Here is a 22407-nt window from a genome sequence, read left to right on the forward strand (position 1 = left end):
CGCGGGATGGAGCAGTCTGGTAGCTCGCGGGATGGAGCAGTCTGGTAGCTCGTCGGGCTCATAACCCGAAGGTCGTCGGTTCAAATCCGGCTCCCGCAACCAAATTTTAGGTATGTGAAGTCATTAACGTAGGCAAGGTTATCAATAAGACCTGCGGTCGTCGCAATTGCATTGCGCGATAAAATCCGGCTCCCGCAACCAAATTTTAGGTATGTGAAGTCATAAACGTAGGCAAATGTATCAATAAGACCTACGGTCGTCGCAATTGCATTGCGCGATAATCCGGCTCTCGCAACCAATTTTACAAAGCGACATTAGCTCAGCTGGTAGAGCGCAACCTTGCCAAGGTTGAGGTCACGAGTTCGAACCTCGTATGTCGCTCCAATCTTGGTAATGGGTAATGTCTTAATTCATTGCTGGCATCGAGTAACATGGTTTCCAACGTGACCGTATGGTCAACGGCACTGAAGTGTGCANCGCGGGATGGAGCAGTCTGGTAGCTCGTCGGATGGAGCAGTCTGGTAGCTCGTCGGGCTCATAACCCGAAGGTCGTCGGTTCAAATCCGGCTCCCGCAACCAAATTTTAGGTATGTGAAGTCATTAACGTAGGCAAGGTTATCAATAAGACCTGCGGTCGTCGCAATTGCATTGCGCGATAAAATCCGGCTCCCGCAACCAAATTTTAGGTATGTGAAGTCATTAACGTAGGCAAGGTTATCAAATGAGACCTGCGGTCGTCGCAATTGCATTGCGCGATAAAATCCTGCTCCCGCAACCAATTTCATATAGCGTTATAAACGCTTGCCACAAAGCGACATTAGCTCAGCTGGTAGAGCGCAACCTTGCCAAGGTTGAGGTCACGAGTTCGAACCTCGTATGTCGCTCCAATCTCCTTCCTTAGCAATTATCTTTCTCTTGGTAATGGGTAATGTCTTAATTCATTGCTGGCATCGAGTAACATGGTTTCCAACGTGACCGTATGGTCAACGGCACTGAAGTGTGCTGGTCGTCGCAATTGCATTGCGCGATAAAATCCTGCTCCCGCAACCAAGTTCATATAGCGTTATAAACGCTTAGTTCATATAGCGTTATAAACGCTTGCCACAAAGCGACATTAGCTCAGCTGGTAGAGCGCAACCTTGCCAAGGTTGAGGTCACGAGTTCGAACCTCGTATGTCGCTCCAATCTCCTTCCTTAGCAATTATCTTTCTCTTGGTAATGGGTAATGTCTTAATTCATTGCTGGCATCGAGTAACATGGTTTCCAACGTGACCGTATGGTCAACGGCACTGAAGTGTGCAAGCCCTGCGGTGTAGCTAAATGGGTAGCGATACGAAGAAAGCTGTTGTGAGAGTCTGATATATAGTTGTTCTAGCTGATTATCAACTGCATCTGCATATTGTTGTATCAATAACGCAGCAAACTCACACCCCTCTATACGTCCTATCCAGCCCACATCATCAAACACATCATTCAAACAACGCGCAAAGGTTTTGAGAATCTGATCGCCGGCGAGCTTACCATAGTCATGATTAAGTCGGTGGAGTTGGCGAACGTCGAAGTGCAATAGGGTGTAGCGATCCTCGATCACCAAGTCGTCATTGAGGTATTCGCTAATTTCTCGCTTAAAACCGCGTCGGTTTAACAGGCCGGTTAGGGGGTCCAGTACATTCTGTTGGGTCATGGTCAACTCGTGCTCAACAATGTGCGCAAGATCTGCCAATGCGCGCTGGCAGGGGCCATCGAGCTCACGAGGCTGTCTATCTATCACGCAAAGGGTGCCGAGAATGTGCTCGTTATCCAAACTAAATGGGAAGCCGGCGTAAAAGCGGATAAAGGGAGGACCTGTGACTAAGGGGTTGTCGGCAAAGCGCTCATCAAGGTACGTATCATTAATCACAAGCGGCTCTAGCTGGTGGATGGCGTGCCCACAAATGGACTCTGAACGTCCTGTCTGATTTACCGCCAGTCCACGCTTAGCTTTGAACCACTGACGATGCTCGTCTACTAAGCTGATCGCCACAATGGGGCACTCTGATATATAGGCAGCAACGCGAACAATGCGCTCAAATCTGTCTTCACGACCAGTATCCAAAATACCTAGATCGTGCAGTAGATGAAGCCTTTGTACCTCATTGGCAGGTGGCCTAGCCGGTATCATTATTCATCCTCCGTCCTTGAATTTTCAGTATAGACCCCAGTGCAAAATCCAAGTGAAAAACCTATCGCTGTTCTCCAGTTCTGCATTAATGACAACTAAGTCAATTACATTGATTTACCGTCAGTATTTTTAATATCGCCAAGAGGTTTACTCATTATTTGGCTACATTAATAAGACGATAGATAAGAGGTTTTTCAATGAAAGCGTTGATTTTAGGTGTTGTCTTGGCTTTGGGAGTGTTGAGCCAAGCATCGGCCCAAGCACATAAGCTGCTAATCATTGATAGCTACCATAAAACATTTTCGTGGACCGAGAGTTATACCCTTGGTCTGAACAAGGTGCTCGACAAAAGTATCCATGTATCGCGTTTTGAGATGAACGCTAAAAAGCTACCTGTATCAGAGCATCAACGCAAAGCTGACGAAGCTTTTGCCTTTTACAAAAAGGTAAAGCCCGATGTGGTACTGCTTTGTGATGACATTGCACTTAATCATATGCTGCCTAGGCTGCAGAATGAGGATGTCGATGTTGTTTTTCTTGGCGTAAATGGTAATCCCAAGCCTCTCATCGAGCAGCTCAACGGGCCTATTCGTGTGACTGGTGTTCTTGAGCGGCCTCATTTTTATCGCTCATTGTCTGATGTGATTCAGCTATACAACCAACCGATAAAAAATATCAAAATCATCTTTGATGATGGCCCCACCGCGCAGATAAATACTGTTTATCTAAGACAGCAAGCGGATCTTATCTCCAAATTGAATCAAACAGTCACTGAGATTAAGCGATTTAAAACATTCCCAGATTGGAAGGAAGCAGTCTTAGAGGATGACTATGATGTGCTTTTTGTGGGTAGCTACCAAACATTACGCGATGGTAAGGGAAGAAACATCGATGCAAATCAAGTGATTGCGTGGACGAACCAAAACGCGAAGCATCCTGTTTTTGCTTTCTGGAAAGTGGCTGTTGGTGAAGGTATGGCTGCTGGCGGGTATGTGTTAGATGGTGAAAAGCATGGCATTCACGCGGCTGTCTATATTCATAAAGTGTTTGCCGGCATGCCTGCTGATCACATCCCTATCTCTGTCGGACACCAAGGAACCGGTATTTATAGCGAAGCGGAATTTGCTCAGTTAGGACTAACTCCTCCTCGGGAGTGGGTGCCCATTCGCTAACTCTACCAATGGTTACTTTGACGGCGCACTAACGTTAGGCGAATACTGATTCAGTTCGGAAACCACACAATTACGTCCCTTTCGCTTGGCTTCGTAAAGTCTAAAATCAGCGATAGAGAGTATTTCGCTGCTTGTCGCGGGATAGGTAAAGGTTGCGACACCCGCACTAATAGTGATGGATTTCCCTTCGCCATTAAAAGAGTGAGATTCAACTGCCGCGCGAATAGTTTCGGCCAATTGGCTGCATTGGGGGCTAGTGACATTGGGACAGATCACTAAAAAACTCTCGCCTTCCCAACGCACAACCGTATCAGTTCGTCGCGCATGATAGGAGAGCAAGCTACCGACCTCTTTTAGCATCATATCGCCTTCTTCTTGCCCATAGGTATCATTAATACGTTTGAAGTTATCAATATCGAATAATATCACCCCAAATGGCGTGTTTTTTTTCATCGCCAATTCAATGTGATGTTCGAGAATATGATTTCCTTTCAAGCGATTATACAGGCCTGTCATTGCATCAAATTCTGCTCGACGAGCAAGACGCTTGCTATCGGTTATGTCATTAGAAATAGCGAGATAGCTGATGGTGTTGCCTTGTTCATCTTTGTTATGCGTGATGTGTGTATACAACCAAAAATCGTCTCCTTGCGCGGTCTGATTTTGAAATTCGCCTTTCCAGTCTGAGCCGCTATTCAATGTATCCCAGAGGTCATGAAAGTCCTCCGGTTTTGCATCTTTGTGCTGCAAGATAGACACGGATGCTCCCAGTAGCTCTCTTCGCTTGTATCCAGAGAGGTTGATCATGGCTTTATTACAGTCTTTGATCATGCCTTCTTTAGTGGTTTCTATAATGGGGATGTGGCGATCAATGATGGTGGCAAATCGTTCTTTTTCTTTAATATTGGAGCGAAGCTTCATTGCTATTTTTGTTAATGAAGAAGAAAACAAGACTGCGATAGGGAGCGATGCTAAAAGCAGTAAAGCAATAGACTGCAATGCACTGGTTGCGGCTTCTTTACGGAGTGCCTCGACATACCCCGTAGAGGCTCTAGCATAAAGCGTGAGTTGTGCATCGTTAGGGATAAGATCCGTGAGTGTAAAGGTATAAATGTCTTGACTGGGGGAGAGCAATTCACTGCTTACGCGTTCGGCGCGCCGCTGTGTTTCCGTTGACTTATTGATAAACCTGTTGAAGTTGAGTTCACTATCGCTAGAAGCAATAAAGAACCCATCTTTATCAAGTATATAAAGATCTAAGTTGTCATTGCTAACCCAAATGCTGAGCAGATATCTCGCATCCATGTTCGCGATCACATAGCCTGCTCGTCGCGCATTCTCACCGACAGGGACAGGGGTAGCGACGCGCAATGTTGGCCGAATAGGACGCTCCAGAACACCAAACTCCTTGTTGAGGTTGATAGCAGAGTAATAAAACTCTCCATCAGGGGTGCGTAACATTTCGCGCATGTAATTACGATCGGATTTGCTTTGAAGTTGTTCAGGTGGCTCAATTCTGTAATTGTTCTCAGTATTTGGCTGATAAACATCAATAATTTCATTGCCATTGACGTCCAGGAAGCGAAGCTGGAAGATGCTTGGGTTAGCCTTGGCTAAGCCCAACATATGCGCTTCGAGCTGTGCTTGCGTGACTTCAGATTTAGCGTTGATATATTCGGACAAAAAAGGGCTTGCCGCTAAGCTAGAAACGACTTGCTCTGTGGTACCAACCAACGACTGTGTGGAACTCTCCACACGACTAAATTGAAAATCAATCTGATCACGCAGAACGCTTTGCGACATTTGGTTGAGATGATAATAGTTGATCACATTCGTCATGCTGACGATAAAAAGCCCGAAGAAACAGAAGACGGAAAAATACTTATAAAAGGTCAGATCCTTGAAAATTTTGTTCATGCGTCATGGCCCAGCTCGTAAGCACGTATTAGTACAGCATAGCAGGCTTATCTGCCTAATGGAGTGTGCACTGAGACCTCGCATTAGCCCCTGATGATATTTCGAGGTGTAATGCCGGTAGCTATGGCACAAACCCAGCACGAAGCCGGCAATATCGCTGCATTTCGCGTTATCAGGCCTCATCAAAAAAACTCTGTTTGTAAAAGAGTTGTTTCAATGATATTTTCCTGCGGTTATTAAATTTATCAAGCATTCGGGCCAGTGTGCACTGACAAGTGATCGTGTACGCGACAGGCCATCTATACTCTTTTAATCATGTTGTTTTGGAAGGTTTGCTTATGGCGTTTTTAGCGAGCTGCGATACCCAATATCCGCTTACACATCCACACGCGGCGTCTGCGGTGGTCATGGTGCCACCTGTGCACTTTAAATTTAATGCACAAACCAGTGAAGATAATGGTTTTCAGCATGCGCTGGCGTTGCCCGACGAGGAAGTGAAAACGCGCGCCATGGCAGAGTTTAATAATATGGTGATGACGCTACGTCGCCATGGTATTGATGTCGTCGTGATGGAGTATCCAGACTCCGATCCAGCAACGCCTGATGCTGTGTTTCCTAACAACTGGTTTAGTACATTGCCAAGCGGTGAACTGTATCTGTACCCGATGGCATGTCCTAATCGTCAACTTGAGGTTAAGCCTGAGCGCCTGATGGCGGCCCTTGACAAAGCGGGCTACGCCGTTAACCATGTGCACAAAGTAAAGTGTCACGACAAAGACGAAGCGTTTCTAGAAAGTACCGGTGCGATGGTGATTGATCACCTCAACCAGCGTGTCTATGCTGCACTTTCTCACCGCTGTGACAGCATTTTGTTAACCGAATGGGCAGCCAAAGTGGGAATGCGTCAAGTTGTTAGCTTTAACACGGCAATGAGTGACGGCAATCCTGTGTATCACACCAATGTGATGATGGCGGTGGGTGAAGCGTTTGCTGTGGTGTGTGACGAGGTCATCGAGCCTGCTCAACGTGAACTCGTGTGTAATACGCTCGCCGAAGACAAAACCTTGGTTTCAATCAGCGAGGCACAGATGAATCAACTGTGTGGCAATATTTTACAGCTACGCAATCGTCACGGTGAGTCGTTAATTGTGATGTCTCTTTCCGCGTATAGTGCGTTTACTGAGGATCAAAAGCGTACCTTACGTCAATTTGGCAAGCTGGTGCCGATTGATGTAAACACCATTGAAACCGTCGGCGGAGGGAGTGTGCGTTGCATGATGGGTGAAATATTCTTACCTCGGCACCAAACTGTGTAAATTATCGCTATGCGGTTAAAAACGGCGATCATTTGATCGCCGTTTTTTATGGATTATGAATGCACACCTGCTTTCGCTTTAAGTGGCATTTTGTCGAAGTCGACACCTTTCCAGCCGGTGACCATAAAATTGCGGATGTTTTGGTGGTCGTTGCCGGATGGATTGCTGAGCACGTCCTCACGATAATACCCGCCAAAACACGCTAGGGTCTGCTCTTCGGTTAACTCGTGCAGTTGGCAAAATGCCAACACTTTACACGAACCGGTATTTTGGCCTGCTTTATTGGCGAGATTGCCATTAGTAAAGCGAGTCGGGGCGTAATCGTAATGTGCATCGATCACGGCCAAGGTCTCATCAAACGTCACCATCTCGGGTGTCTTTGTGATTTTGACGAGAAAACTATCTATGGTCATGTCTGTTCCTGAGTTATTAAAACGCGGCCTCTTCATGGAGGATAGACACGTTGTACCAACTTGCTCCTCCGATGTGAAGTCACTGCGTGCGAATAATGGATAAATATCCATCACTTAAACGAAAAATAGTGTTGCAGTACTTTACATTGCGAGAGGCCATCATTAATATACAAACCTGTTCGGAGGGATGGCTGAGCGGTTGAAAGCACCGGTCTTGAAAACCGGCAAGGGTTAATAGCCCTTCTAGGGTTCAAATCCCTATCCCTCCGCCACATATCGAAAAGCCGCTGAGTAATCAGCGGCTTTTTTTATCGTGTAAAGACAGATCCCATCAACACATTCCGTACCTTGTTCTGACCCTACATCTTCCTATTTGATACCGTAAGACGGGTATTACACTGCTTGACCGCGTTTTTGATTTAGACAGGAAACCTGATTACAAGCCACAAGGAGGAATTGATGAGGGTAACGCTACCGGCACCAGAACTACAGGACTCTGATTCGCTAGTTCATTGTATTTCGTCGCGTCGCAGCATTCGGGAGTATGCAGACGGCGCGCTACCGCTTAGTGTGCTCTCTCAGTTACTTTGGTCTGCGCAAGGAGTCACGGACGCCAACTGTAAAAAAGCGACCCCCTCAGCCGGAGGTTTTTACCCGCTCCACATTAGACTTGTTGTCAGTCGTGTTACCGGGCTGGCCACTGGATTGTATGATTATCATGGTGACAGCCATTCGCTTGAACAAGTTGAGAGCGGTGTACCGCACGATATGCATAACATCGGTATCGGAAACCAGCCTTGGCTAAGTGAGGCGTCGGTCGTTATGGGGGTGGCGGCAAAGCTTGAAGAGGCCACGCAGCATTTTTACTCACAGCATCCTTTAGGCGAACGTGGTGCACGCTATGTGTATATGGAAAGTGGCGCATTGGCGCAAAATGTTCACTTACAAAGCACAGCACTGGGCATCGGCTTTGTGCTGGTTGCTGGGTTTGACGATACGTTGACCAAGCGCGCGTTGAAACTAGCCGATAACTTGGCCCCTACTGCGTTACTGTGTATCGGCCATTTGGATGCGTCTTTTTAATCGATAAGCTGTGACGCTCGGGAAGGTGAGTCGGTTCGCTTCCCGAGCGGAGCCTATCATGCTATTTCCGTCGTTCTTTCACGGAATGGTAGCCAATTCCCCAATTGTTCAGATTGACCTCCTCAATGATCACGAACGTTGTCTCTGGGTTTTTATTGAGTGTATCGACAAGTAACTTTGTCGTGCCTCGGATTAGCTGCTGCTTTTGTGCGTCTGTTACACCTTCATCGGTGATTTTGATGTTTACGTAAGGCATATCATGCTCCTATGTCATGAGGGGTAGTCTGCATACATCTTGCTGACAATCGTCCATTGATTGTTTTCTCGAACCAGCCCGAGGTAGTCCAGATAGTGATGGTCGAGTAACGGGCATGAGACCTTAACCATTGCTTGATTGCCCATGACTTCAATGGCTAACACTTGGTACGCGAATGGATAGCCTGCGTCCCGAGGAGTAGGGCGAGTGCGCACCAGCTGCAACCATTGATCGCGTGTGCGACGAATACCGGGTGAGATCAAAACTATTTGAGGGTCAAAAATGCGTGCCAACTTCTGCGTATCCGCGTGATGTAATCCCTCAAAGTACTGCTGCACAACATCTAACACGGTAAGAAAAGCGCCCGACTCTTGTGTCATAGGAACTCCTTATTGGCTATTTTGTTGTTCAGCGTTGACTGAAGCGATAAAGCTTGGTCTAGATTGTACGCGAGCCAACATTGCTTGGGTGTTAGGGCCTAGTTGAATATCCACTGGGAACAGTGCGCCCCATTGCGCATAAACGGTCAGCATAATATCCGCGGCAGAGACCTCGTCGCCGCCCAAATACGGCTGAGATTGCAGGCGTAACTCTACAATGTGCCATAGCCGAGATATCTCTTGCGCGGCTGCAGAAAACAAGGGGAAGAGAGGCTCGGATTCTGTCGCGTGCTGGTTAAGAAAAAACAGGCGGCCATAGGCGGGATGCATAGTCGCATTAGCAAACATGATATCGGTTAACGCTTTTTGCTGATTATTGGTATCCGTTGGCATGAAAGGGGAAGGATAGGTATTAAGTAAGTGCCACATAATCGCGGCGCCTTCGGTTAACACGCTCTCGTTGTGCAATAACGTCGGGACGGAGTTGGCCGGATTAACCTCGCTTATCGAGCCAACAGTCATTTTATTGATCAGTTCAAAAGGTTGGTCTAGTTCGCGCAAGATGACTTGTGTCGCAAGAGAGCAGGCGCCAGGAAGATAATAGAGTGTATACATTGAAAAGCTCCATTGATTGTGTGATGGGTTGTCGTTGTTGACATAACGACTATAGAGCTTGAGGTTGTGTGAATATATGCGCACAATGAGAATACATTGTGCTTGATTTGAGAATAATAATGGATAAACTACGAGCTATGCGGCTGTTTGTTCGCGTAGTGGAAATGGGCAGTTTTACACAGGTAGCCGATGAGTGCAGCCTAGCTAAATCACTTGTGAGCAAAGAAATAAGCCGTCTTGAATCGTCGCTAGGTGCGAGGCTGTTACAACGCTCAACGCGCCGATTAAACCTTACGCATGTTGGCGAAGCGTATTTGCAACAGTGTCGAGAGATCCTAGATAAATTGGATCAAGCTGAGTCGTTGGTCCAGCAAAGTCATACCCAGCCCAGCGGAAAGTTAAAAGTGACCGCCTCGATGACGATGGGGGTAACCATATTAGGAGAAGCCTTTGCTGAGTTTATGCAGCGTTACCCGGCAGTTGAGTTAGAAACTGTCTTGAGTGACGACACGCTTGATCTTATTACCAACGGCTTTGATATCGGGTTTCGAGCCGCAAGCCGGTCGTTTGACTCGAGTTACGTAGGAAAACCGTTGACGACATTCCGCTATCGAATTTGCGCATCACCCGCATATCTTCAGGACAACGGTGGCATTGAGCATCCTGAGCAGCTTACCAAACATAACTGCTTTGAATATAGCTACTTTCGGGGCCGAAATACTTGGCCTATTGGCACTGATGGCGGGGTAGATATTGATGGGACGCTCAAAGCGAATAGTACGCTATGGATTCTTGAGGCGGTTAAAAAAGGTCTTGGCGTAGGCTTTTTACCCGATTTTGTTTGCGATAACGCGTTACAAGATGGCGAAATTGTCGAAGTGCTCGACGACTTTCCGCGTCCAGAATTAACGCTATATGCGTTATACCCTAACCGACAATTTGTTCCTCCACGCGTGATACATTGTATTGAATTTATGGAACAATGGTTCAAGCAACGACGGGGATAATTAGCTCCCCACAAACGCCCCTATGAGAGGGCTGCTTGATCGAATTGGTGAGGGAACAATGAAAGCAACAGGGAAACTATTCATACTGTGTGGAAAGATGGGTGCGGGGAAATCAACGTTTAGCAAAACACTGGCAAAGCAAGAGCGAGCCATGCTGATTTCAGAGGATGATTGGTTGGCGACTCACTATGGAGAAAAAATCCAGTCATTTGACGACTACCGATACTACTCAAATTTGATCAAACCTTTTATCAAAGAACATGTTCAGTGCCTGTTATTGCTTGGGGTTAAAGTCGTGATGGACTTTCCCGCTAACACTAAAAAGCAAAGGGAGTGGCTTCTTTCCTTATGTCGTGATGTGGGCGGTGAACACACTCTGTTTTATCTTGATGTCTCCGATGAACAATGCTTGTTACAGATTGGACAACGACGTATTTCGCAGCCGGAGCGAGCTCATTTTGATACCGAGGCGGTCTTTCATCATGTCACTCACTACTTTGAGCCTCCTCAAGACAGTGAAGAGTTGCATATTGTTCGTGTTGAAAACACACATGTTGGATGAATGCTTAACACCTGACGAAATAAAGGGGACTGATTAGCGGCGTGCGACGCGAGCGTCTGGTTGATGCCATAACAAAGAGTCAGCATTTCACTGGCAACTATTTCCCCCTTGTTCTTTACTTTGTTTTCTGCGGATTGCGAATACAAAGAGGAACGTCCATGAAAATATTACTCTGCCTTTTAGGTTTTTTCTCTAGCTTTGGTGTGTTGGCCGATGCGCAACCCAGCGTTGTAAATGGGCAAGTAACGGACATCGCAGAAGACCACATGATGGTTGAGACGGGCAATGATATTTATAAGATTATGGCTGACCCTGACATGCTTGATGAGCTTGAACCTGGCATGAACGTTGAGGTCACTGGTGAGCATCATATGCAGGCCAGAGAGGTACGTATTGATCATAAAAACCGTAAAAACCCATTGGGGGAATAACCTTGCCTGAAAAATTGGGTGGTGGCGTGCTAGAATTCACCTTAATACGCAAATATATGAATATTCGCGTTTTTGTTTGAGCATTATGAACATGGAACTGTCATGTCTGAATTTACACGTATGCCGTTGCCTTTGCCGCCTGATTTTGATCGCGACAACGACGAGTTACTACTTCACTCTTGTTGTGCCCCTTGTTCGGGAGAGGTGATGGAAGCCATTGAAGCGAGTGGGATCCGTTACAGCATCTTTTTTTATAATCCCAACATACATCCAGCTAAAGAATACGAAATTCGCAAGCAGGAGAATATTCGCTTTGCAGAAGATCATGACGTGCCGTTTATCGATATGGATTACGACACCGATAACTGGTACGCCAGAGCAAAGGGGATGGAGTTTGAGCCCGAGCGCGGAATACGATGTACCATGTGCTTTGATATGCGGTTCGAGCGTACAGCGCTATATGCCGCCGAACATGGTTTTCGGTTTATCAGTAGTTCACTGGGTATCTCGCGCTGGAAGAACATGCAGCAGATTAATGATTGTGGCCATCGCGCAGCGGCTCCCTATCCAGATGTCCAATACTGGGATTACAACTGGCGCAAACAAGGCGGTAGCCAGCGCATGATAGAAATCAGCAAGCGCGAGCGTTTTTACCAGCAAGAGTACTGCGGGTGTATTTATTCGCTGCGGGATACGAATAAACATCGCCTAGCGCAAGGACGCGAGCGAATTAAGCTCGGCGTGCAATACTACGGCGACGATTAAAACTAAACTGCTAACAATAGCGAAAAGCGCCGTTTGGGCGCTTTTCATCATTGATGAAGAACATCCACCGTATTGCAATATGTGCGCAAATTAACAGCTTGGTGATACTTTTCCTTACAGGTTGGGTAGAACCCCCTAACATGTTAATAAATTGTACCGTGCGATAAAGGCCCCGTGACCGAACTGATCTCTCATCCCGAATGGTTATTGCTTGTGCTCGCTCCCGTGTTTTTCTTATGCATGCAGGGGGAGTACTGGGTGGCGCTGCGCCACGGAAAACTGGGCGATAATGCCCGTTATTACGTGCCAGAAGTGCTTTGCAATTTTACCTTGGCGGGGCTGCATCAAGCTGCAGATTTACTGACCGGGCTGCTGATTGCCAAGGTGTATTTGTGGTGGTTTGGCTGGCGGCTGTTTGATATTGAGATGTCGGTAAGCCTGTTTTTATTACTGATGGTCGCGCAGGATTTTTGTTATTACTGGTTTCACCGCGCTAGCCATCGTGTGCGCTGGATGTGGGCGGCGCATGTGGTGCATCATAGCTCTGAGCGGATGAACTTTAGCACCGCGTTTCGCCAAAGCTTAATGTACCCGCTGGCAGGGATGTGGCTGTTTTGGCTGCCGCTGGTGGTGATCGGATTTCCGCCGCAATGGGTGGTGTTTGTTGTACTGCTGAATTTAGGGTTACAGTTTTTTGTTCACACTCAATGGATAAAGACACTGGGGGCTGTGGAGTGGATTTTTAATACCCCGTCTCATCATCGCGTTCACCATGGCGTGAATCCTCAGTACATCGACAAAAACTACGCGGGCATTTTAATTATTTGGGACAAGTTATTTGGCACCTTCGAGCCGGAGTCTGAGCCGGTGCGCTATGGGATCCCCAAGCCAATGAATAGTTTCAACCCTCTGGTGGTAACTTTTGCAGAATGGCAACAAATGTGGCGAGACGCCACGCAGCCCGGTCTGAGTTTTCGGCAACGATGGCAGTGCTTGTTTGCACCACCAGAACAAACACAAGGTCACACGACAGACGTGGAAGCATCACGTGAGAGGTAGCGGCTTTCCATCGTGTGGACAAGCTAACATATTCTAAGAAAATAACCCTTTATTCTCATGGGGTTATTTTTAGAACTCAGCTTGTCAGGAGCTCCGCATGACCGACGCTATGCATGCCATTGTTACCCATCCGCACTTAACCCCTTCGCAGAAAACGTTAGCGCTCGCTGCGCAAGCCGATGCGGCTTTACCCTATGTCCCTTGCAGCCGAGCGCTCGTGGCTGCGATGGAGCAGGGTGTGATCGGCGATATGTTTGAGGGTCACGCTCCCTTTAAGCCGCGTTATGTGTTGCCCGATTATGCCCGCTTTTTAAAACGTGGGTCGGAGTATTTGGCGTTAACGCCGGCAACCGATCTAGAGGACGCGCTGATGAAGCTCATGGTGCTTTACCATCATGTGCCTTCGGTGACCAATATCCCGGTGTTTTTGGGCTACCTCGATCAACTCTTGCTGCCATATTGCGATGATGTGAGTGATGAACATTTGTATCAAGCGCTGAAGCGATTCTGGATCCAGCTTGACAGAACACTGCCAGACGCATTTATGCATGCCAATATTGGCCCAGATGATAATCGTGTTTGTCGCATGATTTTGCGCATCGACGCAGAACTGCAGCAAGTCGCCCCAAACCTGACCTTGATGGTGGACCCGTCTCGCACCCCGCGCACCCTAGTTCGTCAGGCGACGGATAACATCATTGCCTGTAGCAAGCCACATATTGCTAACTGGCCGGTGCATCAAGCCACATTTGGTGATGYAGAGGCTCACTCGCCCAATATGGGGATTGTGAGTTGCTACAACGCGCTACCGATTGGAGGCGGCGCGAACACCTTGGTACGCCTTAACTTAAAAAAAGTTGCAGAAGAAGCAAATGATCTCTCGACATTGCTCTCGCACACCTTGCCGCATTACGGCGCATTGATGGTGGAGCTGATCGATGCACGCAGTCACTTCCTGCATCAAGAATCACACTTTTTTAATAGCTTTCTAGTGCAGGAAGGCTTGATTGATGAGAAAAAATTTGTACCCATGTTTGGCGTGTATGCGATGGCTGAAGCGGTCAATACCCTGATGGCACGCCAAGGCCTATGTGGCGAATATGGCCACGATGCAGCGGCGAATGAGATGGCACACGATATCACCAAAGCATTAAGTACGTTTGTAGCAGAGACCTCAGTGAAGCATGGCTGGCGTGGGCGAGCGTTGCTGCATGCGCAAGGTGGCTTATCCATTGACCAAGGGACCACTCCGGGGGTGCGGATTCGTTACGGCTATGAACCGGATCCTGTCACCCATTTGCAGGCGCTTGCGCCGTTACACCCTTACTTTGAAGCGGGTGTGAGCGAGATCCTGACATTGGATGACACCATTAAAGGCAATCCCGATGCATTAGCCGATTTATGTTTAGGGGCGCTGCAATCCGGGCTGCGCGAATTCACGGCGAATACAGATGGGAATGATCTCGTGCGTATCACCGGCTATATGGTGAAAAAGTCCGAGATTGCCCAGTTCAAACAATCGGGCTCTCGGACCAATACCACGGTATTGGGCGCAGAAGCTTCTGAGATGACGACAGTGACAGCGCGGCAGCCAAGAGTCGTGAGTGCGGAATTTCTCGCTGGCGCGCATTGGACGGACACTCATGAGTCATCCTAAGCAGGAGAAAATATCGGGTCCAGTGGCTCGGGTTGCAAGTGTGTTGCCCTATTCCTGTGTCGATGGTCCCGGTAATCGGATGGTATTTTTTCTGCAAGGTTGCCAATTTCGTTGCCCGGGGTGCCACAACCCTGAAACCATTGAGCGTGACAGTACAAGCGCATTCGATATGTCTTTGGCCGAGGCAGTGACGGCGATTTATCAACAACGGCACTTTATTCGTGGAATTACCGTCAGTGGCGGTGAGGCCAGTCTGCAATGGCGCTTTGTCCGCGCGCTTTTTCGCGCGGTCAAACAGCACTCTGAATTAGCGCACCTTACATGCTTGATCGACACTAACGGCGGCGTGCCATGCCAGCGTTGGCAGGCGTTGTCACCCTATATGGACGGTGCCATGGTGGATATGAAAGCATGGGGAAATGACGCGCACCGGGCCCTGACCGGGCATTCGTCCCGCCGTTTGCGTGATAGCCTAAGTTGGCTGGCGAAGCAGGGAAAATTGCACGAAGTGCGGCTGTTACTGATCCCCGGGTATACCGACTGGCAAGCTAATCTGTCGCCACTTTGTGCCTATTTATATGATTTGCAGCAAATGCAGTTGGCGCAGGGAAATGTGTTTTCCGTGCGTTTAAATGGCTTTCACCGCGCAGGCGTGAAAGGCGATGCCACCAATTGGCCAGAGGCAACACAAGCGCATCTCGATACCATAAAAATCGCCTTGCAAACGGCAGGACTGCAATCCGTGACCATGCCACCACCTGAGTTACTGCCTATCGAACAAAGTTCGCTCTCGGTGTGAACGCCGATTCAGCACTGGCTGAGAAAAAGACAGACGGCGGGATACCCACGAGGTTAGTCACCATTGCGGTGAATGCGCTTTGCGACCCATAGCCCAGCTCTTGAGCAATGTAACCAAAGTCAAAGTCTTGTGCGAACAGGGCGGCTGCGAAAGTGAGCAATGCCTGATTTCGCCATTGGTTAAAGGTCATGGTCAATTCGCGCTTAAATAAGCGTGTCATGGTGCTTTCACTGGCACCAACCTGCCGACAAAGCGCGCTAAGGGTGAGCGATTGGTTAGGTTGGGCAATAAATAATTCGCACAAATGTTTAAGCCGCTTTTCCTTGGGCATTGGCAATCCTAATGGCAGGGGGGCGGCGCTTTTTACTTCGTCAATTAACAAAGACCATAAAGCCTGTTCGCGCGGTGAGGGCTGTGGTCCTTGTGGTTCATGGAGCAAGGTTTTCACGATGGCTTTGGCTAGGTCACTAACACGTAGACAATGACAGTCACGATCAGCATGTTTGATTGAGTAGCTTGGATGTATTGCTACATTATAGATCTGCGCGCCTTTAAGCAGGTAAGCGGCATGTGGAGTCCCGGGAGCTATCCAGACTGCATGTTGGGCGGGCACGACATAAGTGTGGTGGGTGGTTACGACTTTCACGATACCGCTATCCGTGAATGCTAGCTGAGCATAGGGGTGATGATGAAAAGGCGTATGGGTGCTATCTGTCGAACGCTTAATCGCGACTGAAACAGATCTGTCGGATGAAGGTGCCTCAATAGCTGAGTTTGACGGCTTTTCTACATAGTGCGCCATATTGTCGATATTCCATCATGCGGTAATAGCTTACAAATACGCCTTGTCGGGATCGAAGTAAAGAAGATCCCCTTGATAAGCAAGGAGTATGTGATGACGACAATTCAACAACCGTTTCACTCCCACCAAAAGTGGGTGATAGCAACTGTAATATTTGGTGCATTGCTACCACTGATCGATACGACAGCGATTAATCTTGCTGTTCCCGCGATGCAACAAGGTCTTCATAGCGACGTCACCAGCATTAAATGGGTGGTTATTGGCTATTCACTGTTTGCAGTGATGACGGTAGCGTTGTGCGCTTGGCTCACGCGTAAAGTTGGCGCCACCCAGCTTTGGCTCGCCGGCCTTCTACTCTTTACGGCGAGTTCAGCGCTATGTGCAAACGCAGCCAGCCTAGACATCATATTGGTGGCTCGGGCGCTACAGGGAGTCGGTGCGGGTATTTTAATGGTGGGAATGCAAACGCTACTGGTCAAGGCAGTAGGTCGAGAACAGCTAAAGCAAGCCATGACCCTTGTCGCCATGCCCGCTGTTATAGCCCCCATGTTGGGACCGGTACTTGCTGGTTACTTACTGAGCGTGGGTGACTGGTCTTGGTTATTTTGGATCAATGTGCCGATAGGCGGCGTGGCGCTTGTTCTGTCGTTTTTTGTGCTTCCTCGTGAGCATGCTGACGAGGAAACGCGGTTAGATGTGTTGGGCGTGCTATTGGTGAGTGTAGGGATAGGCTCCGTGCTTTATCTTGCGGTGTGTTTAGACGATGTTTCGTCAAAAGGAGACGCGCAGCAGTGGAGCATACCCGTATTGGCAACAGTGTGCAGTCTCTTTGCATGGGGGTGGGCGAAACGTCATTTTGCCTCTTTAGGAGACAATGCACTGATACGTTTAGCCCCTTTAGGTATTCCCTCATGTCGGGCAAGCCTAGTGTTACTTTTTCTCGCGAGTTTGGCCTTTTATGCAGGGTTGCTTGCTATTCCATTGGTATGTCATGAAAGCTAGCAACTCACTAATATGCAAACCGGTTTCATGCTCGGTATGCATGGTATGGGGACGCTAATGTCGCGCCGTTATTTAGCAAGGTGGTGCGCGCGCTACTCGGTCAGCCGCATTGCTGCTATCGCGCTTTTTATCGGGATGGCAGCATCACTGGCGTTGGTTTTTGTTGGTGATAGTCGCATCGCACTAGCGATAACAATGCTTACCCGAGGCGCGGGACTCGGTCTCTTGACCTTGCTGGCCATGTCACACACATTCAACGACACGCCGCAATCTATGGCACCCGATGCGAGTGTGCTATCGCGCCTTGGAACACTGGCGGGTGCGACGATAGGGCCGATGATTATTATGCTGATATATCAATGGGCGCCAGATGACTATCAAGCCGTATGGACACTGTCTACGCTCGCCGTGATCTTACTTGGCGCGATAGGGCCAATATTACAATTGGCCCAAAATGACGCGATCAAGCATTAAGTGTTTTTGGCGATCATGCAAATCAGTCCGCCATCCTTAGTGACTTTTGGGTGGCTGGCTGACGCAAAAAGACTCTCGAGAAAAGACGTGTTAGGAATCTGGGCACTTTGTCGCTACGGGGTTAGCGTTGCGGCGTAGGATCCCGATTTGTATAGCGATGGCAACGCCACCAACTGCCGCGGCGGCATAGACAAGCTGAGTCACCGAAAGGCCGTGGCTGAGCCAAAAACCACCTAAAAGTGTTCCCACCGCACCACCTAAGTAGTTTGATGAACTATTCAGTGCCACCACCGCGGCGCTGTGCTCCGGTTGGAGGCTAATCAGCGTGTGTTGTTGTGGCGCGAGCGACGACCAACCGGCCGCCCCCCACAAGAAGAATGGGACAAAGGCAATGATTGAGGACAGCGGCAAGCTACTCGGAATGCTAAAGATGGACACGGACATGAGCGTTAGTATCCCGAGCAGGATGGCTCTTGGACGTTTTACCCAATCGATCACGTGGCCGATGGTGAAGCTGCCGATCATGCCGCCTAGCCCCCAAACCCATAAATAGGGCGTGAGGTTGGTTTGTTGTGTGATGCCCGTAATCACCGGTGCGAGATACGAATAAAGCCCCAAGCTGGCGATAGCGGTCAGAAACGTGACGGTAATCGTCGCAGACACTGGACGATCGGTGAGTAACGCGATGCGCGCTTTTAGCGATGGTGGCGGGGCCACACAAATATGGGGCACTCCGAGCACCACGCCAACAAGCCCAATAAGCGCGATAGCGATCACGACGGCAAAAACGCCTTGCCAACCCAGCCAAGTGGCGAGAGCAAGGCCGGCAGGTACGCCGATGACAGTACCTGCACTCATGCCACCCAGTAACAGCCCTATTGCGCGACCTTTCTTTTCTGCAGGCACCAAAGAGGTGGCACTCGCCGCCGCTAAAGGTGAGAAAATACCGGCGCCTATTCCGGCTAGTGCACGACTTGCCAGCAACATGGTTAAGTGCGTGCTGAATATCGTGACAAGGTTAGCGAAGATAAACACCAGCATCGATAGCACGAGCGCCTTTTTGGTTGGAAAGCCGGCCAACAATGTCGCCAAGATTGGCGCAGAAAGGGCATAGCACAAGGTAAAGGCTGTCACCATCTGTGCGGTTTGTGCTTCTGTGATCTGAAAACTGGTCGAAATGTCCGGAATAATTCCTGCCACGACATAGGCATCCATCCCGAACGCAAACATCGCAATGGGTAAAAATAAAATGTTTTTCATGGGCATCCTAGCGCGTGAGTTTTTGAAAAGTCGCGTATGTGTCGCCATTTAGCGTGCGATGGCGAGGGGATAAAAGCGAGTACCTGTGTTATGCGTTAGGAATGTAACAAAATGTGACTGGAAGCTTCAATCACAACCCATTGAAATAGATTGTGATGGAGAGGCAACTATTTTTGACAATATAAACAAAGTATTATGCGGCAGGGGAGCGGAGTCGACCACCAGATGGGCCGGTGGTCGACTTACTACTTAGAAGTGATAGCTAACCATCGCTTGGGCTGCCCATTGATTCGCGCTATCGACGATTGGCGAATCAGCAATGTCGCTGCCTAAACGGGTATATTGTGTGGTTTGGCTAATATCCCAGTTTTCACCCATTGGTACGACAAGTTTGTAGCCAACGTTGTAAGCAAAGCTGTCATCACCTTTATAGGCGGCGCGTTGTGCAGTGGCTTCGCTGTCTTTCACGCCAAAGTAGTGGTCAACATAGTCTTTGCTCAACCAATCAACACCTGCATAAGGTACAAGGTCAACATTGCCAATGTGGGTGAGGTGCATGTATTTCATACCTGCATTTAAGCCATCGTATTCGCCAGTAATGTCGTGGCCCACAAAGGTAGACAGTACGCCTCCCTTGCCTGTGTTGATGTCCATATTGATGCCACCATCAATGGCTGGGTCACGATCTTTCATGCCTTTAAGAATGTCTGCGTCTTTGCTTTTGTAGCCAGGGGTTAAATGACCGATGTAGGCATTGAGGTTAATGGTGTCGTCATTGTTACCCAAGAAGCGGTAATTAAGGCCATGGGTAAGGTCAGCGTTAAAGTTTTCGCCGTTGTAACCTAGGTTAAACTGCGGATACGTATTTTTGTCTTGGTCTTTATAGAGATCGCTGGTGGTACCTACGCCAATGCTAGCAACAGCTTGGCCTTCGTGTGAATAAATGTTGCCGTTACGAATATAGGTGTCGCCAGCATAGGCTGCGCTTGAAGCGATCGCTGCGATAATAATTGCAAGTTTTTTCATGATTACTTCCTTTAATGATGTTTACCACTGGGGTTGGCAGTAATGTAAGCGCCGCGACGACCAGAAAGTATCCTCAGTTCGTCAGGAATTGTCTGACATCTGTCAGAGCAGGAATCAGTTGAATCAGCTAGGCAATTGGTATACTTGTTACCTTTTAGTGATGATGTGACGAATCGAAATGGAAGAGAAACTGCACCTGTTTGTGGTCGAGGATGACCCCAAAATGCGCGCAATGTTAACGGAATACTTCGAAGCGCAAGATTACACCGTAACGGCATTGGCAGAAGGCACAGGCGCGGCAGAACAAATATTGGCAGCACAGCCCGATCTGGTATTGCTGGATCTCATGCTGCCCGGAGACGATGGGCTGACAATTTGCCGACAGATCCGCAATGGTTATCACGGTAGAATTTTGATGTTAACCGCCAGTGATGACGATTTTGATYATGTGGCTGCGTTGGAAATTGGGGCCGATGACTTTGTCAGTAAACCGATTAAACCTCGCGTGCTTATGGCGCGTGTGCGTATGCTGTTGCGTCGCCAATCAGAGACGGTCATGCCGTCTACGCCATCAGGGCTACTGCAATATGGTGGCCTTGTGCTCAATCAAGCGCGCCGGCAATGCCAATTGGATGAACAAAGTATCACGTTAACGGAAAGTGAGTTTGATCTTCTCTGGCAATTGGCCTCGCATCCCGATGCCGTGCAGTCGCGAGACACGCTTACCCAGGCACTACGCGGGATAGAGTACGATGGCATCGACCGAACTGTGGACAACAAAATTGTTACGCTGCGTAAAAAACTGATGGATGATTCTGCTAGCCCACGCCGAATTATTACGGTACGGGGTAAAGGCTATTTATTTGTGCCTGATACTTGGTAGTGCTTATCCAAGTGCAATAGGTCGTTGGATTGAGGTAGGGCATGCGCCGCATTTATTTAGAGTTCTTCTTTGGCTTGGTCATCATTTTCTTTGCCAGCTTGGTGACGTATGTCGTCTTGGTGTATGAAATTACCGATGATCATGATGCAATTCTTTCAGAGCGACGAGCGGATGGCCTCGTTGATATGCTCGATATTATAGAAGCAACTTCTGGCACGGAAGCGGCGCTGGATGCTCTGAAGGCATACACTCATAAAGTTGAATACGCGCTAGATACTCATCCGGTTGAGCACTTGCCTGTCGCGGTAAAAAACTATTTCGACCGTATAGACCGACAATTTGATGTTTACTACGACGATGATGACAAGTTGTGGTTCCACCTTGCGGATATGCAGGTGTTCTACACCTTAAAAGAGGATCCAAACTCCCCATTACATCGTGCGATAGCATTTGAAGATAACTTGTTGATCGTTTTTCTTTTTGTTGGCTTTGCCATTTACAGCTTTTTTATGGTGTGGTTTTTAAGCCGGCGTGTTCGCGCGTTAGAGAAAACGGCTTTACAGTTTGCTGGGGGAGACTTAAATGCCCGCGCATCAACACGCAGCCGCCAACGTGTCGGGTCGCTGAATCGTACCTTTAATCATATGGCTGAGCGTATTGCCAACCTTGTCAGCAGTAGCCGTGCCCTGACCAATGCGGTTGCACATGAATTGCGTACTCCCGTGTTTCGTATCCAGTGGCAAGCAGAGCTGTTGAGTGAGAGCGCGCTGGACAATAAGCAGCAACAAAAAGTCGCCAGTATCATTGAGGATACCGATGAAATGGCATCGTTGGTTGATGAGCTTCTGTATTTGGCCCGTGTCGATCATCCTAATACGCTCTTTACGCCGCAAACGCTGGAGACGTCTGTGTGGATGAAAGAGCAATGGCCACGTTGGCAAGCGCTGAGCACTAAGTCCATGAGCTTGGATGCACCGCAGGACTTGCCGCGTGTTGAGGCGGATCCGCACTTGTTAAAACGGGTGATCACCAACTTAATTGGTAATGCGGAGAAGTATGCGACCAGTCAAATAGCTGTGCGTGTGTATTGTGAGGACGCACAGCTGGTGATTGCCGTACACGATGATGGTGAGGGCGTGGAGCCATCACACTGGCCGTTTATCTTTGATGCCTTTTACAGTGCGGATCGTTCCCGCGATAAAAAGCGTTCCGGCTATGGCTTGGGGCTTGCGATCGTCAAGCAAATTGTCATTCGTCACGGCGGCCATGTTGAGATTGACCATAGTGATTTAGGCGGCGCATGCTTTCGGGTCATCTTACCTTGTTAATATAATGTGACTCAGCCAGTGTTAAGTTGAGAGGGCGGC

General features: G+C 48.5%; 23 protein-coding genes and 6 tRNA genes. 20 read left to right on the forward strand and 9 right to left on the reverse strand.

Going from position 1 to position 22407, the window contains the following annotated elements:
• Positions 1-25 precede the first annotated feature (25 nt).
• The 5 genes from BZJ19_RS15480 (at position 26) to BZJ19_RS15500 (ending at position 1184) form a co-directional block, all read left to right on the forward strand.
• A tRNA-Met gene (locus BZJ19_RS15480) sits at positions 26-102 on the forward strand.
• A gap of 206 nt (positions 103-308) precedes the next feature.
• A tRNA-Gly gene (locus BZJ19_RS15485) sits at positions 309-384 on the forward strand.
• A gap of 93 nt (positions 385-477) precedes the next feature.
• Positions 478-579: transfer RNA gene (locus BZJ19_RS15490), tRNA-Met, on the forward strand.
• Between the two features lie 232 nt (positions 580-811).
• A tRNA-Gly gene (locus tag BZJ19_RS15495) sits at positions 812-887 on the forward strand.
• A 221-nt stretch (positions 888-1108) separates the two neighbouring features.
• A tRNA-Gly gene (locus BZJ19_RS15500) sits at positions 1109-1184 on the forward strand.
• A gap of 17 nt (positions 1185-1201) precedes the next feature.
• Here BZJ19_RS15500 and BZJ19_RS15505 read toward each other — a convergent pair.
• A complete protein-coding gene (locus BZJ19_RS15505; RefSeq protein WP_077676289.1) occupies positions 1202-2161 on the reverse strand; it encodes a sensor domain-containing diguanylate cyclase in 960 nt (319 codons plus the stop codon).
• A gap of 197 nt (positions 2162-2358) precedes the next feature.
• Here BZJ19_RS15505 and BZJ19_RS15510 point away from each other — a divergent pair, with 197 nt between their 5' ends.
• The gene (locus BZJ19_RS15510; protein ID WP_077676290.1) at positions 2359-3333 is read left to right on the forward strand and encodes an ABC transporter substrate-binding protein; all 975 of its coding nucleotides are present in this window, start codon (positions 2359-2361) and stop codon (positions 3331-3333) included.
• A 12-nt stretch (positions 3334-3345) separates the two neighbouring features.
• On the opposite strand, the gene BZJ19_RS15515 is transcribed toward BZJ19_RS15510, so the two are convergent.
• Positions 3346-5250: a sensor domain-containing diguanylate cyclase gene (locus tag BZJ19_RS15515; RefSeq protein ID WP_077676291.1), complete on the reverse strand. Its 1905-nt coding sequence runs from the start codon at positions 5248-5250 to the stop codon at positions 3346-3348.
• Between the two features lie 338 nt (positions 5251-5588).
• Here BZJ19_RS15515 and BZJ19_RS15520 point away from each other — a divergent pair, with 338 nt between their 5' ends.
• Positions 5589-6566: an arginine deiminase-related protein gene (locus tag BZJ19_RS15520; RefSeq protein ID WP_077479212.1), complete on the forward strand. Its 978-nt coding sequence runs from the start codon at positions 5589-5591 to the stop codon at positions 6564-6566.
• 53 nt (positions 6567-6619) lie between these two features.
• On the opposite strand, the gene BZJ19_RS15525 is transcribed toward BZJ19_RS15520, so the two are convergent.
• On the reverse strand, positions 6620-6979 hold the full coding sequence (locus BZJ19_RS15525; protein WP_069586822.1) for a HopJ type III effector protein: 360 nt from the start codon (positions 6977-6979) through the stop codon (positions 6620-6622).
• Positions 6980-7160: 181 nt separating this feature from the next.
• Between BZJ19_RS15525 and BZJ19_RS15530 the strand changes: the two genes are divergently transcribed.
• Together BZJ19_RS15530 and BZJ19_RS15535 are read left to right on the forward strand one after the other, a co-directional pair.
• Positions 7161-7251: transfer RNA gene (locus BZJ19_RS15530), tRNA-Ser, on the forward strand.
• A 187-nt stretch (positions 7252-7438) separates the two neighbouring features.
• On the forward strand, positions 7439-8062 hold the full coding sequence (locus BZJ19_RS15535; RefSeq protein ID WP_077676292.1) for a SagB/ThcOx family dehydrogenase: 624 nt from the start codon (positions 7439-7441) through the stop codon (positions 8060-8062).
• A 61-nt stretch (positions 8063-8123) separates the two neighbouring features.
• On the opposite strand, the gene BZJ19_RS15540 is transcribed toward BZJ19_RS15535, so the two are convergent.
• From BZJ19_RS15540 to BZJ19_RS15550, 3 genes are read right to left on the reverse strand one after another with little or no spacing between them, the layout of a single operon-like run.
• Entirely contained in the window at positions 8124-8318 is a 195-nt protein-coding gene (locus tag BZJ19_RS15540) for a 2-hydroxymuconate tautomerase family protein (protein WP_077668655.1), read from the reverse strand.
• Positions 8319-8332: 14 nt separating this feature from the next.
• Positions 8333-8698, reverse strand: a complete 366-nt coding sequence (locus tag BZJ19_RS15545; RefSeq protein WP_077676293.1) for a nuclear transport factor 2 family protein — start codon at positions 8696-8698, stop codon at positions 8333-8335.
• Positions 8699-8707: 9 nt separating this feature from the next.
• Complete coding sequence (locus BZJ19_RS15550) at positions 8708-9313, reverse strand: glutathione S-transferase family protein (protein WP_077676294.1); 606 nt, start codon at positions 9311-9313, stop codon at positions 8708-8710.
• A 119-nt stretch (positions 9314-9432) separates the two neighbouring features.
• On the opposite strand from BZJ19_RS15550, the gene BZJ19_RS15555 reads away from it, so the two are divergent.
• The 7 genes from BZJ19_RS15555 to BZJ19_RS15585 all read left to right on the forward strand — a co-directional run bounded on the left by BZJ19_RS15555 (position 9433) and on the right by BZJ19_RS15585 (position 15593).
• The gene (locus BZJ19_RS15555; RefSeq protein WP_077676295.1) at positions 9433-10320 is read left to right on the forward strand and encodes a LysR family transcriptional regulator; all 888 of its coding nucleotides are present in this window, start codon (positions 9433-9435) and stop codon (positions 10318-10320) included.
• Positions 10321-10378: 58 nt separating this feature from the next.
• A complete protein-coding gene (locus BZJ19_RS15560; RefSeq protein WP_077676296.1) occupies positions 10379-10882 on the forward strand; it encodes a P-loop nucleotide/nucleoside kinase family protein in 504 nt (167 codons plus the stop codon).
• A gap of 158 nt (positions 10883-11040) precedes the next feature.
• On the forward strand, positions 11041-11313 hold the full coding sequence (locus BZJ19_RS15565; protein ID WP_046075232.1) for a hypothetical protein: 273 nt from the start codon (positions 11041-11043) through the stop codon (positions 11311-11313).
• A gap of 102 nt (positions 11314-11415) precedes the next feature.
• Complete coding sequence (locus tag BZJ19_RS15570) at positions 11416-12078, forward strand: epoxyqueuosine reductase QueH (protein ID WP_077676297.1); 663 nt, start codon at positions 11416-11418, stop codon at positions 12076-12078.
• 174 nt (positions 12079-12252) lie between these two features.
• The gene (locus tag BZJ19_RS15575) at positions 12253-13137 is read left to right on the forward strand and encodes a sterol desaturase family protein (protein WP_235608265.1); all 885 of its coding nucleotides are present in this window, start codon (positions 12253-12255) and stop codon (positions 13135-13137) included.
• 97 nt (positions 13138-13234) lie between these two features.
• Entirely contained in the window at positions 13235-14794 is a 1560-nt protein-coding gene (locus BZJ19_RS15580) for a YjjI family glycine radical enzyme (RefSeq protein WP_077676298.1), read from the forward strand.
• Positions 14781-15593: a 4Fe-4S cluster-binding domain-containing protein gene (locus BZJ19_RS15585; RefSeq protein WP_077676299.1), complete on the forward strand. Its 813-nt coding sequence runs from the start codon at positions 14781-14783 to the stop codon at positions 15591-15593. The genes BZJ19_RS15580 and BZJ19_RS15585 overlap by 14 nt, the downstream gene beginning before the upstream one ends.
• Here the strand turns inward: BZJ19_RS15585 and BZJ19_RS15590 are convergent.
• Positions 15565-16395 (reverse strand): AraC family transcriptional regulator, encoded by an 831-nt coding sequence (locus BZJ19_RS15590; protein WP_077676300.1) that lies wholly within the window; start codon positions 16393-16395, stop codon positions 15565-15567. The genes BZJ19_RS15585 and BZJ19_RS15590 overlap by 29 nt on opposite strands.
• A 93-nt stretch (positions 16396-16488) precedes the next feature.
• Here BZJ19_RS15590 and BZJ19_RS15595 point away from each other — a divergent pair, with 93 nt between their 5' ends.
• On the forward strand, positions 16489-17397 hold the full coding sequence (locus BZJ19_RS15595; protein ID WP_077676301.1) for an MFS transporter: 909 nt from the start codon (positions 16489-16491) through the stop codon (positions 17395-17397).
• 12 nt (positions 17398-17409) lie between these two features.
• A complete protein-coding gene (locus tag BZJ19_RS15600) occupies positions 17410-17871 on the forward strand; it encodes a hypothetical protein (protein ID WP_077676302.1) in 462 nt (153 codons plus the stop codon).
• A 90-nt stretch (positions 17872-17961) separates the two neighbouring features.
• On the opposite strand, the gene BZJ19_RS15605 is transcribed toward BZJ19_RS15600, so the two are convergent.
• Both BZJ19_RS15605 and BZJ19_RS15610 read right to left on the reverse strand, forming a co-directional pair.
• Positions 17962-19131, reverse strand: coding sequence for an MFS transporter (locus tag BZJ19_RS15605; RefSeq protein ID WP_077676303.1), 1170 nt, complete (start codon positions 19129-19131; stop codon positions 17962-17964).
• Positions 19132-19380: 249 nt separating this feature from the next.
• The gene (locus BZJ19_RS15610; RefSeq protein ID WP_077676304.1) at positions 19381-20157 is read right to left on the reverse strand and encodes a MipA/OmpV family protein; all 777 of its coding nucleotides are present in this window, start codon (positions 20155-20157) and stop codon (positions 19381-19383) included.
• A gap of 178 nt (positions 20158-20335) precedes the next feature.
• Here BZJ19_RS15610 and BZJ19_RS15615 point away from each other — a divergent pair, with 178 nt between their 5' ends.
• Both BZJ19_RS15615 and BZJ19_RS15620 read left to right on the forward strand, forming a co-directional pair.
• Positions 20336-21040 (forward strand): response regulator, encoded by a 705-nt coding sequence (locus BZJ19_RS15615; RefSeq protein ID WP_077676305.1) that lies wholly within the window; start codon positions 20336-20338, stop codon positions 21038-21040.
• Positions 21041-21081: 41 nt separating this feature from the next.
• Positions 21082-22368 (forward strand): ATP-binding protein, encoded by a 1287-nt coding sequence (locus BZJ19_RS15620; RefSeq protein ID WP_077676306.1) that lies wholly within the window; start codon positions 21082-21084, stop codon positions 22366-22368.
• Positions 22369-22407: the final 39 nt, after the last annotated feature.

The organism is Salinivibrio proteolyticus, from assembly GCF_001996165.1.
In the GTDB taxonomy this organism is placed as follows: domain Bacteria; phylum Pseudomonadota; class Gammaproteobacteria; order Enterobacterales; family Vibrionaceae; genus Salinivibrio; species Salinivibrio proteolyticus.